General features: G+C 74.9%; 10 protein-coding genes. 3 read left to right on the top strand and 7 right to left on the bottom strand.

What is annotated here, in order from left to right; all coding sequences use genetic code 11:
- Positions 1–141 precede the first annotated feature (141 nt).
- From ACIRQY_RS27545 to ACIRQY_RS27515, 7 genes are all read right to left on the bottom strand, one after another.
- Positions 142–492 carry a hypothetical protein gene (locus ACIRQY_RS27545; protein ID WP_403930339.1) on the bottom strand — a complete coding sequence of 117 codons (351 nt, stop codon included), beginning with the start codon at positions 490–492 and terminating at the stop codon, positions 142–144.
- A 175-nt stretch (positions 493–667) separates the two neighbouring features.
- Positions 668–2,149: a hypothetical protein gene (locus tag ACIRQY_RS27540; protein ID WP_403930337.1), complete on the bottom strand. Its 1,482-nt coding sequence runs from the start codon at positions 2,147–2,149 to the stop codon at positions 668–670.
- 14 nt (positions 2,150–2,163) lie between these two features.
- Positions 2,164–3,210 (bottom strand): hypothetical protein, encoded by a 1,047-nt coding sequence (locus ACIRQY_RS27535; RefSeq protein ID WP_403930335.1) that lies wholly within the window; start codon positions 3,208–3,210, stop codon positions 2,164–2,166.
- Positions 3,207–4,040, bottom strand: a complete 834-nt coding sequence (locus tag ACIRQY_RS27530; protein ID WP_403930333.1) for a hypothetical protein — start codon at positions 4,038–4,040, stop codon at positions 3,207–3,209. The genes ACIRQY_RS27535 and ACIRQY_RS27530 overlap by 4 nt, the downstream gene beginning before the upstream one ends.
- The gene (locus tag ACIRQY_RS27525) at positions 4,040–4,738 is read right to left on the bottom strand and encodes a peptidase (RefSeq protein WP_403930392.1); all 699 of its coding nucleotides are present in this window, start codon (positions 4,736–4,738) and stop codon (positions 4,040–4,042) included. Before ACIRQY_RS27525 ends, ACIRQY_RS27530 begins: the two co-directional genes overlap by 1 nt.
- A 704-nt stretch (positions 4,739–5,442) precedes the next feature.
- A complete protein-coding gene (locus ACIRQY_RS27520; protein ID WP_351791560.1) occupies positions 5,443–5,862 on the bottom strand; it encodes an ATP-binding protein in 420 nt (139 codons plus the stop codon).
- Between the two features lie 75 nt (positions 5,863–5,937).
- Positions 5,938–6,309, bottom strand: coding sequence for an STAS domain-containing protein (locus ACIRQY_RS27515; protein WP_403930331.1), 372 nt, complete (start codon positions 6,307–6,309; stop codon positions 5,938–5,940).
- A gap of 223 nt (positions 6,310–6,532) precedes the next feature.
- Here ACIRQY_RS27515 and ACIRQY_RS27510 point away from each other — a divergent pair, with 223 nt between their 5' ends.
- The 3 genes from ACIRQY_RS27510 (at position 6,533) to ACIRQY_RS27500 (ending at position 10,985) form a co-directional block, all read left to right on the top strand.
- A complete protein-coding gene (locus tag ACIRQY_RS27510; protein WP_403930329.1) occupies positions 6,533–7,456 on the top strand; it encodes an RNA polymerase sigma factor SigF in 924 nt (307 codons plus the stop codon).
- A 155-nt stretch (positions 7,457–7,611) separates the two neighbouring features.
- The gene (locus tag ACIRQY_RS27505; RefSeq protein ID WP_403930327.1) at positions 7,612–8,808 is read left to right on the top strand and encodes a DegT/DnrJ/EryC1/StrS family aminotransferase; all 1,197 of its coding nucleotides are present in this window, start codon (positions 7,612–7,614) and stop codon (positions 8,806–8,808) included.
- Entirely contained in the window at positions 8,805–10,985 is a 2,181-nt protein-coding gene (locus ACIRQY_RS27500; protein WP_403930325.1) for a lipopolysaccharide biosynthesis protein, read from the top strand. The genes ACIRQY_RS27505 and ACIRQY_RS27500 overlap by 4 nt, the downstream gene beginning before the upstream one ends.
- Positions 10,986–10,992: the final 7 nt, after the last annotated feature.

Here is a 10,992-nt window from a genome sequence, read left to right as displayed (position 1 = left end):
CGGGTGGCGCGATGTTCTGGTACCGGCAGATGGTCACGGGGCGCCGGGGGGGGGTCCACTCCCCCCCCCGCGGGGGGGCGGGGGGGGGGCCCGCCCCCCGGGGGGCCGGGCCCCCGCCCCTTCGCCTTCACCGGCTCCGTGTCACTTGGTCTGGACGCTGAAGCCCCGCAGGAAGTTCTTCGTTCCGCAGCGCACCGTGGACTTCTGGCCCGGTCCGACCCAGGAGCCGTAGAGCGTCCAGGTCATGACCTGCTCACGGGCGCCCTGCACCTGGTCGCACTTGATGACGACCCGGTGCTTGGCGACCGCCTTCCCACCGCCCGCCTTGCAGACGGAGGAGGCGTTCGGTCGTCCCAGCTTGTCCATGCTCGCGGTCGCCTTGCACGTGTACTTCCCCGCCGCCTGGGCCGGTGCGGCGGCCAGCAGGCCGGTTCCCACTGCCCCCATCATCACCGTGAGTGACATCGCGGCGATCTTCTTCCCCCAACGCATATGCGTTCCTTTCACTGTACCGGCGCCCACAAAGCGACCTGTACGCATTTCACCTGCTAGTCAGACAGGAGCTGCTTGCTTGGCGTTCGCTGGTGCGAACACCAAGCATGCAATCACGCACACCGGGGCACTACAAGGAGTCACTGATTCTCTTGAGGAAGATCTGAGGTCCTCGTCAGCGCCTCAGCCGCGCCCACGGGGTGAAGGTGAAGACCGCGCCGCCGAGCAGGATCACCGTGCCCGCGACCAGGGCGAGGGCGCGCAGGGCGCCGTCGTCTCCGGCGCCGGTGTGGGCGAGGTCGTCGCCGCCGGAACCGCCCGAGGCGCCCGAACTTCCCGAGGCCCCGGAGCCGCCGGACGCCGTGGAGCCGCCGGACGAGCCGCCGGTGACCCCGCCCTCCTGCTTGCTGGTGTCCAGCGTGAGGGAGGCCTGGACCGCGCCCTTGACCTGGCACGGGATCTGGATCTTGGAGCTGCCGAGGGTGACGTCGATGGTCAGCGTGCCGGGGCTGAGGGTGGCCTTGCCGGTCGCGCCGGGCCGGTACGTGCCCTTCATGTCCGGCAGGTTCACCGGGTCGCCCATGTTCAGGGCGGTCGCGTTGGGCGGTCCCGTGACCGTCACCGTGCCGTTGTCGGCGCCGCCGACCTTGACCGCCATGGACGCCTTGAGCGCCCCGGCGGGCAGCGGGGCGGGACTGTCCATGACGCCCTTGGCCGTCTTGACCGTGAGTTCGTAGCGACCGCCGTCGCGCCGGGCGTCGATCGTCACCTTCGAGCTGATGGCGGCGGGACCGGGGGCCTGGCAGCTGAAGGAGACGGAGACCTCCTTGCCGGGGAAGGAGGTCTGGCCGCCGCTTCCCCCGGAGGTACCGCCGGAGGTGGTGGCACCGGAGGTGGTCGCACCGCCCGTGGTGGTGCCACCTGACGCGGTGCCACCCGTGGTGGTCGTGCCGCCCTTGGTGCTTCCTCCGGTCGTGGTGCCGCCGGTCGTGGTCGTGCCGCCCTTGGTGCTTCCGCCGGTCGTGGTGCCACCCGTGGTGGTCCCGCCGGTCGTCGTGCCGCCCGTGGTGGTCCCGCCGGTCGTCGTGCCGCCCGACGTCGTCGTGCCGCCGGTCGTCGTCGTGCCCCCGCCGTCCGTGACCTTGATGGTCGCGCCGACCGGCGCCGCCGCCCTCGGGGCGCACTTCGTGTCCGTCGACAGCGGCTTGGACACGTTGATCGTGTACTTGTCCGGGGTGAGCGTGACCTCGCCCGCCCTGGTCAGTTTCAGCTTCCCCCTCATCTCGGGCAGCACCATCGGGCTGTTCTTGGGGATCGGCGGGTTCTGCCGGGGGCCCTCCATCGCGACCGTGCCGGTCGCCGCGCCGCCCACGGTCAGGACACCGGTCGGCTTGACGGTGTCCTTCTCCAGGTCGAGCACGTCGGGGTTCTTCGACGCGGCCTGCACGGTCTTCCAGACGATCTCGACCTCGTCGCCGACCTTGGCCTCGGCCGGCGCGGTGACGAGCACCTTCGTCGTGCCCTGCACGGGCGGAAGCCCGGAGATCGGCGGCGGGACGCACTCCGTCGCGTACGAGATCTCGGCGGCCCCGGCGGGACCTGCGGAAATCAGGATCCCCGCGCCGCCGAGCACCAGCGCGATCCCGGCCGCGCTCATCCTCCGTTGCGTACTCACGCATGTCCCTTCGTCGTCGGGCTGCTCTCTGGGGCTGACGGTGCGGAGTCAGGGCTGAACCACGGCAGGACCGCGGTGGTACCGGGGTCCCCCGGCGCGCGGGGAACGGGCCCGGCGGGGGTGCGGGGACGGCGCCGGACGGCGGGGAGTCCGGCCCCCGCCGGACCTCCCGCCGGGGAGCGGACGGGCCGGGCGCGGTCCACGACGGCCATCCCGATCCGGAACAGCGCGGCCGGGACGACCACGGCGAGCAGCAGCCAGAAGAGCGTCACGCCCCACGGCCTGCCGACCCCCCACGGCTGCTCGACCAGGACCTTGTCCGCGTACGTCACGGAGACCTGGTAGTCGCCGTGCGCGCCCGCCGCGAGTTCCACCGGGAGCCGCACCCGGGCCTTCTTGCCCGGTTCGACCGTGCCGCGCCACCTGCGTTCCTCGTACTGCGGGGCGAAGACGCCGTGGCCGCTGCCGACCTGGAAGACGGGGTCCTTCACCGGGGTCGGGCCGAGGTTGCCGACGGTGAAGACGATCTCCCGGGAGGGCGGCGCCCCGAACCACACGAGCAGTCCGCCGGAGCCTTCGAGCCGGGCGGCGTCGAGGACGGCGAGCCGCCCGTCGCCGGAGGCCTCGGGGAGCGGGGCGGTGGGGTGCCCGGCGACCGCGAACGCCCGGTCGACGGCGTCCTGCGGACCGGTGACCCCGGCCACGTGCACCACGCACGGGCAGGGCTTGGGCGGTTCGACGACGGGCAGCTTCGCGCTGAAGCCGCCCCGGGCGTCGACGGTGGCGGCGCGGCCCTCGGCGTTGGCGCAGGAGTTGGTGCCGCCGACGACTCCCTTGCCGGGGGCGCCCTGACCGCAGATCAGCAGCATGAGCAGCGATCCCGGCCGCCAGCCGCTGCCGCTCACGGTGATCTCGCCGCCCTTGCCGCCCTCCGCCGCCGACAGCTCCACGGCCGGGCCGGGGGCCGCGGTCACGGGCGCGCCGGGCAGCAGCGCGAGGGCCAGGGCCGCGAGGAGGGCGGCGGCCGTACGGATCGTTCTCATGGTGTCGCTCCCGCCGGGGCTCGTGGGGTACGGGTCGGGGCGCGCCGCCGCAGTGCCCGGACGGCCCCGGCGGTCGCCGCCAGGAGCAGCCCGGCGGCCCCGGCGGCCCCGGCGAGCGCCGGGCCGGAGGCGAAGGCGGCCCCGGCGCGGGCGGTGGCGGGGCTCGCGCCGGGGGCGGTGGCGGTCAGCAGGACGGTGACGGAGTCGAGCGCGGGCGGGTCGGGCCAGTCTTCGGCGCGGGTGGTCCGCTCGCCGGGCCGCAGGGTCACGGACAGCGGGCGCTCCGGCCGCTCCAGGACGGTGCCGAGGAGCCCTTCGGCCCGTACGGCGAGCCGGGGGGCCAGGACCGTGCTGCCCCGGTTGACCAGGGTGTAGCGCAGGGTGCCGGTGCCGGTGTCGACGCGGACGTCCTCGACGGTGAGCGCGGCGAGGCGCGGGCCGGGAACCCGCAGCCGCAGGTCGACGCGGACCTCGCGGCCGTCGGCGACGGCCCGTACCGTGCCCCGGTGGTCACCGGGCGGGGTGTCGGCGGTGACGGTGACGGCGAAGGGCACGTCGGCGCGGGTCCTGGCGGGCACGGTCACGGACGGCGGGGCGAAGGCCACGGGGGCGCCGCGCCCGCTGAGGCGCACGGTGAGCGGCCTGGCCCCCGGGTTGGTCAGGGACAGGGTGTCCTGGAGGACGCTCCCGGCGGGGCCCTCCAGATAGACGTACGGGCGTCCGGCGGCGGGTGCCGCCGTCCAGGCCGGGTCCCCGGGGGGAGCGGCCGCGACCACGCCGCAGAGGGCGGTCGCGGCGGCCACGAGCGCCGGGCGCGCCGCCGCCCGCATCAGCGTGCCGTGCGCCGCGTGAGCCAGAGGACTCCGGCGGCGCCGGTCAGCAGGACGGTGCCGCCGAGGGTGCCGAGGGCCACGGCGGAGTCCAGGGGGCCGGTCCTGGGCAGTTCGGCGCCGGTTCCTCCGGAGGCTCCGGGGTCGTCGGCGGGCGGCGGGGCGTCGGAGCCGCCGCCCGCCGCACCGGTCACGTCGAGGACGAGCGAGGGTTTCGGACTGTTCTTGGGGGTGCAGACGGCGGCGTCCATCCCGAGGGCGTGCACGGTGAGGGTCCCGGCGGTGAAGGTGACCTTGCCGTTCTTCTTCGGGGTGTACGTGCCGGTCAGGGTGCCGATGGAGATGGGCGTGTCGGGCGGGATGGCGGCGGTGTTGGGGGTGCCCTTGACCTTGACGGTGCCGGATCCGGCGCCGCCGAGGACGAGTTCGGCGCGGGGGGTCATGACGCCCTTGGGGAGTTCGACGGGGCTGTCGGAGACGCCCTTCTCGAAGGACATGGTGATCGTGTACGAACCGCCGTTCTTCACCGCCTTGATGTCCACGGGCGAGACGGCGCTCTTGGGACCGATCTTCGTCTCGCAGGCGTAGTTGACGTCGACGACGGCCGCGTGGGCGGCCGGGGCGGCGGTCAGCACGACCGCGCCCGTCACCGTGGCGGCGGCCGTGAGCGCGGCGGCCGTTCTCCTTCGGTTCGGCACCTTGGACACCGGTAACACCCCTCACCGCAACGTAACTGACGGTCTTTCAGATTGGCCGTCAAGGTACGCCGGAGACCTCGCGGAGGGAAGGCAGGGGAACGGGTGGAGTTGTGAAGGTCCTCGCAGCGCCCGGGGAAGCCGGGCGGGAGGGGTGCGGGGGCGCCCCCGGGCGGGGCGGGGGGTGGGGCCCGGTGGGAAGGGCGGGATCCAGTGGGATCCGGCGGGGCGGGTGCGGGACGTCGGCGGGGCGGGACCCGGCAGGAGGGGCGGGAGGCGCCGGACGCCGAGCACCGAGCGCCGGGAGTCGGGCGGTACAAAGCCGGGGAGCAGGACCGGGATCGGGGCGGGTGCCAGGCGGGCCGGGTGCCGGGTGCCGGGCACCAGAGGCGGAATCGGGCGAAAGGGGCGCGAGGGGCGGGCCGAGCGCCGGGGACCGGCAGTGCGAAGCCGGAGAGCGGGCCCCGGGCGGGACCGGGGAGCCGGACCTGAAGCGAGGACCAGAGCGAGGGCCGGAGCGAGGGCCGGAGCGAGGGCCGGGAGCCGGGACCGGGAGCCGGACCCGAGCAAGGCCCGGCAGCCGGACCGGGGGCGGAGACGGAGGAAGTCGCCGGACCGGGGGCGGAGACGGAGGAGGTCGCCGGACAGGGGCGGGGCCGGGAAGTCCGGTGGGCGGCTGCCCGGCGGAGCGCCCGGCGCCCGAACCCCTACGCGGGCGAGGCCAGTTCGGCCCAGACCGTCTTGCCGGGGGCGCCGGGGGTGCGTTCGATGCCCCAGTCGAGGCAGAGGCGCTGCACGATGAACATCCCGTGCCCGCCGGGCCGCCCCGAGCGGTGCGGGGTGCGGGGCGCGGGCTGTCCGGCGCCCCGGTCGGTGACTTCGAGGCGCAGCACCTTGGGCAGCCGCAGGACGCGGAGGCGTTCGGGGCCCTCGGCGTGCAGACAGGCGTTGGTGACGAGTTCGGAGACGACGAGCAGGACGTCCTCGGCGGCGGCCCTGCGGTCGGCGGTGGCGGCGGGCAGCCACCCCCACTCGTGGAGCGCGGTCCGCGTGAAGTCGCGGGCGAGCGGCACGGTGCCGCTGGTCTCGCCGAGGGCGAGGGTCCGGACGTCGGAAGCTTGGTCCATCAGCGCTTCACCTCACCGATCGACGGGACAGGGGGCAGGACGGGGGCCGTGCGGGAGAACGGTACGGTTCCGGGCTCAGCCGCCGGGCAGCGCCGTGGCGAGCGTCTCGTGGAGGGTGAAGACCGCCTCCGCGCCTGTGATGCGGAACACCCGGGCCACCGCGGGGCGCATCGCCACCAGATGGACCCCGCCGCCCGCCGCCGCCGCCTGCAGCCGGGCGGCGAGCAGCACGTTGAGTCCGGTGGAGTCGCAGAACTCCAGGCCCGAGCAGTCGACGACCAGCCGGGACCGCCCCCCGTCGAGCGCCCCGTCGAGGGGGTCGCGCAGCAGGTCGGCGGTGTGGTGGTCGAGTTCGCCGGACGGGGCGAGGAGTTCGCTGGCGCCCACGGTGCGGACCTCGACCCGCAGCCGCGCGGGCGGTGCGCTGCCGATGTGCTCGCGGTCCATGGCCGTGCCTCTTCTCGCTCTCGCGGATGCCGACTGACGTGTCACGAACCCTACAAGCGAGACCCCCTCCCGCGCACCCGAGGTCCACCACAAACCAGGACAAAGTGAATTGTCGACACTTGCGGGCCCCCGTGTCGAACAGGTAGGGCTAGTAAGGAACATCCGACACGACCGGCTTCGGAGGCGCCGCACACCGCAGCAGAGAACCCCGCGAAGGAGACCCATGTCACCCCGGCTCGACGCCCCGCGTACCCCCGACGCGCCGTCGGCAGCAGTCACCCTCGACCACCCGGCCGGCCCCCCGGCTCCCACCACCGGCCACCCCGCCGACGAGATCCTCGGCGAACTGGCCGAGCGCCCCCTCGACCGTGTAGGACCGGTCGACGCGCGGGCGCTGTCGAAGCAGCTCTTCGCCCGGCTCGCCGAGCTGGAGGAGGGCACCCACGACCACGCGTACGTCCGCAACACCCTCGTCGAACTCAACCTGGCCCTGGTGAGGTTCGCGGCCTCCCGGTTCGGCAGCCGCAGCGAGCCGATGGAGGACATCGTCCAGGTCGGCACCATCGGCCTCATCAAGGCGATCGACCGCTTCGAGCTCAGCCGCGGCGTGGAGTTCCCCACGTTCGCGATGCCGACCATCATCGGCGAGATCAAGCGCTTCTTCCGCGACACCTCCTGGTCCGTGCACGTGCCCCGCAGGCTCCAGGAGCTCCGCCTCGACCTCGCCAGGGCGGGCGACGCGCTCGCCCAGCGCCTCGACCGCTCCCCCACCGTGGCCGAACTCGCCGAGGAACTGGGGATCACGCCCGAGGAGGTCGTCGAGGGCATGACCGCGAGCAACGCCTACACCGCGAGCTCGCTGGACGCCCAGCCCGCCGAGGAGGACGGCGGAGGCGGTGAGGCCACGCTCGCCGACCGGCTCGGCTACGAGGACCACGGCCTCACCGGCATCGAGTACATCGCCTCCCTGAAGCCGATGATCGCCTCGCTGCCCGCCCGCGAACGGCACATCCTCTCCCTCCGCTTCGTCTCCAACCTGACCCAGTCGGAGATCGGCGCGGAGCTCGGCGTCTCCCAGATGCACGTGTCCCGGCTGCTCTCCCGCACCCTCGCGAAGCTCCGCCGGGGGCTCACTCTGGAGGAATGACCTCCACCGCCTCCCCCGAGCCGCCAGACTGGCGGCGGAAAGGGCCCGTTCACGGTCTGCCGACCCGGACGGGCCCTTCCGTGCGACCGGGGGCCGTTGTTGACGCGCTCTCCGGATCCGGGCCACATTGAGCCCGGGGCTCAGGGGGGAAACACATGCTTTCTGCGTACGCGGACCTGGAAGGACGCATGCGCGGGCGGCTCGGGGGCCGGGAGTGCCTCTACGTGCCGTCGTGCCGCTTCGGTCTCTACCTCGCGCTGCGCCACTGGTGCCCGCCCGGCGGCCGGGTCCTGATGTCACCGGTCAACGACGACGTCATCCTCTTCGTCGTGCTCGCCGCCGGGCTCCGTCCCGTCCAGGCGCCGCTGGACCCGCTCGACGGCTCCCTCGACGTCTCCGCCGTGCCCGACACCGTCTGGCGCGGCCTGTCCGCCGTCCTCACCACCAATCTGTACGGCAATCCCGACCCGGCTCCCGAACTCCGCGCGCGCTGCGACCGGTCCGGCATCCCGCTGATCGAGGACGCGGCCCACGCCATCGGCTCCACCGTCGGCGGACGCCCGGTCGGCGGCCACGGCGAGGCCTCCGTGTTCAGCCTCTCCAAGCACGCCGCCGCCAGGACCGGCGGCTTCCTCACCTTCGCCGACCCCGCCCACCGCGCCGAACTCGCCGCCGCCCGGGACGCGTTGCTCCAGCCGACCCGCGCCACCGCCGAACTCGCCCATCTGGCACGCCCGTACGCCGAGTCCGCGCTGCGCGCCCTGCGCCTCACCAGGGCCGCCCGCGCGGCCTTCCGGCTGCTCGGCCTGGACGAACGGGCCGGAATCCGGATGCCGTTGCGCCCCGACGAACTGAAACAGGCCCTGCCCGAGGCCCCCGCCCTCGACCCCTTCCACTCCTGGCTACGGGTCGACCTGCACGACTACCGGCTGCGGCCCGGCCCCGGCAGGCTCCGCCGCACCGCCCGCGCGCTCGCCGCGCTCGACTCCGTGCTCGACGCCCATCTGGCGGGCACGGTACGGCTGTCGGCCAGCGAGTACGCGGACGGGCGGGCCGGTGCCCGGGCGCCGCAGCCGCTGTTCCGGGTGCCGCTGCTCGTCACCGACCGGGACGCGGCCGTCGCCGCCCTCGCCCGGCACCGGATCACCACCGGCTACCTCTACGACCCGCCGCTCGACACCTACGCGGGCGAGGTGTTCACCGACCCGTCCCCCGATCCGGCGCCCGCCGCCTGGTTCGCCCGGCACGCCCTGCCGGTGGACCCGCGCCACGCCGACCGGGCCCTCGCCGTCCTGCGCGCCTCGGGCATCGCCCCGGCCCGGCCCCCGGCCCGCCCCGGCGGCGCCCGGTGACCGACACCGTACGACGGCCGGGGCAGGAGGAGACCGGACCGGGCCCGACGGGGGACGGTCCCGACGGCTCCGGAACCGGCGCGGGACCGGGCCCCGGCTCCCACGACGGCCCCGGCCCCGCATCCAGCCACGACCCCGGCCCTGGTACCGGCACCGGCACCGGCTCCGACGAGCGCTCCATGTTCCGCAACGCGTACGCCCTGATGCTCTCCACCGGCGTGTCCGCCGCCCTCGGCCTCGGCTTCTGGCTGGTCGCCGCCCGCCACTACTCGGAGGAGGCCGTCGGCCAGGGCTCCGCCGCCATCGCCGCCCAGCGGCTCCTCGCCGCCCTCACCGCGACCACCATGATCGGCGCCGTCGTCCGGTACGTGCCCCGGTCCGGCCGCGCCACCGGCCCGCTCGTCCTGCGCCTCTACCTGGTCAGCAGCGTCGTCGTCACCGTCGCCTGCGGCGGCTTCCTGCTCACCCTCGACCGGTGGGGCCCCTCGTACGCCCCCCTCGGCACCCTCTCCGCCGGGATCTTCTTCACCGCCTCCTGCGTCGGCTGGGCGCTCCTCACCCTCCAGGACGGCGTCCTCACCGGGCTCAGACGGGCGGTCTGGGTCCCCGTCGGCAACGCCGTCTTCTCGCTCGGCAAGCTGGTCCTGCTCGTCGTCCTCGCCGCCGGGGTGCCGGTGCTCGGCGTCTTCGTCTCCTGGTCCGCCGCCATCGCGCTGTCCGTGCTGCCGCTGGGCTGGCTGCTCTTCCGGCGGCTCATCCCCCGGCAGGCGCGCGCCGACCGCGACCGCGAACCGCCCCGGCTGCGCGAGATCGGCCGCTTCATGGCCGGGGACTCCGTCGGCGCGCTCTTCAGCCTCGCCATGATCAACCTGCTGCCGGTGATGGTCGCCGTCCGCTTCGACGCCGCCCACAACGCCTTCTTCTACACCGCGTACACCGTCGGCGGCACGATGGAGTTCATGGCCATCAACATGGCCTCCTCCCTCACCGCGCACGCCTCCCACAGCCCCGAGTCCCTCGCCGAGGGCGTGCGGGGCGCGCTGCGCCGGATGGCACTGCTCCTCGTCCCCGTCGTCCTCGTCCTCGTCGTCCTCGCGCCGCTGGTCCTCGCCCCCTTCGGGTCCGACTACGCCGAGCAGGGCACGACCGTGCTCCGGCTGCTCGCCGCCGCCGCGCTCCCCCGCGTCGCGGTGGAGCTGTACATCGGCGTGCTGCGCGTGCAGGGCCGTACCGGCGTCCTCGCCCTCCTCCAGGGCACCATGTGCGTCCTGGTCCTCGGCGGAGCGACGCTCCTCCTCGGCTCTGTCGGCATCGCGGGCGCCGGAATCGCCGTCCTCGTCTCCATGACGCTGATGGCGGCGGTGTCGGCGCCCGGTCTGCGGGCCGCGCTCAAGGGACGGGCCGTCCCCGAGCCGCCCCGGGAGACCGCGCGGGCGAAGCCGCGCGCGGAGGACGGCTACGGCACCGACTGGGCCCGGGAGAGCGCCTATCTGCGGGGGGCGCACGACTCGGTGACGCCCGCGTTCGGGATTCCCGTGTACGTGGCGGGGCCGGACGGCGACGGCACGGCGGGCGGGGCGGCGTCCCCGGCCCCTCCGGCGGGGACGGCCGCCCCGGACCGGGCGGCGCGGCTGCTGTGGCCGCTCCTCGCGGTGACGGCCGCGCTGTTCTGGCTCCCGCTCGTCCCGTCCGGGGCGCCGGACGTGACACGGCTGTCGGGGACGGAACTGCTCGCCGCGCTGCCGCCGCTGACGCTCGGTGGAGGGCTGCTGCTCGTCGTGCTGCAGGGCCTGTCCGTCGCGTCGCGGAGGTTCCGGCCGGTCTTCGCCGGAGCGGTCCTGCTGGCCACCTTCCTCGCCCTGCACACCGCGCCCCCGCTGCTCGGGCTGCGCCCGGCGGACGCGGCGGGACCGGGCGCCGCGCTCCTGGGCGGCGGGGCGGACCGGGCCGCCGCGCCGATCGCGCTCCAGGCGCTGTGCCTGCTGCTCGTGGTGGTGCTGCTGCGGGTGGCCGGGGCGGGCCCCCGGATCACCGCCGGGGTGGTGTGGGTGCTTGTCTGGGCGGGCTGGGCGGGCCAGCAGGGCTTCGCCGCCGCCCCGCTCCCCCTCTTCCTCGGCCTGGCCGGGGGCACGATGGCGGTGTGCGCGTTCCGCGGTCTGGCCTCGGGAAGGGGCTGACGCCGTG

Source organism: Streptomyces sp. NPDC101490 (assembly GCF_044767145.1).
Taxonomy (GTDB): domain Bacteria; phylum Actinomycetota; class Actinomycetes; order Streptomycetales; family Streptomycetaceae; genus Streptomyces.
Note: the sequence above shows the minus strand (reverse complement) of the source record. Positions and strands in the feature narration are given on the sequence as shown.

Coding starts and splice junctions, on each gene's coding strand:
- ACIRQY_RS27545 (WP_403930339.1), bottom strand. CDS start 492: ATGCGTTGGGGGAAGAAGATCGCCGCGATGTCACTCACGGTGATGATG.
- ACIRQY_RS27540 (WP_403930337.1), bottom strand. CDS start 2,149: ATGAGCGCGGCCGGGATCGCGCTGGTGCTCGGCGGCGCGGGGATCCTG.
- ACIRQY_RS27535 (WP_403930335.1), bottom strand. CDS start 3,210: ATGAGAACGATCCGTACGGCCGCCGCCCTCCTCGCGGCCCTGGCCCTC.
- ACIRQY_RS27530 (WP_403930333.1), bottom strand. CDS start 4,040: ATGCGGGCGGCGGCGCGCCCGGCGCTCGTGGCCGCCGCGACCGCCCTC.
- ACIRQY_RS27520 (WP_351791560.1), bottom strand. CDS start 5,862: ATGGACCAAGCTTCCGACGTCCGGACCCTCGCCCTCGGCGAGACCAGC.
- ACIRQY_RS27515 (WP_403930331.1), bottom strand. CDS start 6,309: ATGGACCGCGAGCACATCGGCAGCGCACCGCCCGCGCGGCTGCGGGTC.
- ACIRQY_RS27510 (WP_403930329.1), top strand. CDS start 6,533: ATGTCACCCCGGCTCGACGCCCCGCGTACCCCCGACGCGCCGTCGGCA.
- ACIRQY_RS27505 (WP_403930327.1), top strand. CDS start 7,612: ATGCTTTCTGCGTACGCGGACCTGGAAGGACGCATGCGCGGGCGGCTC.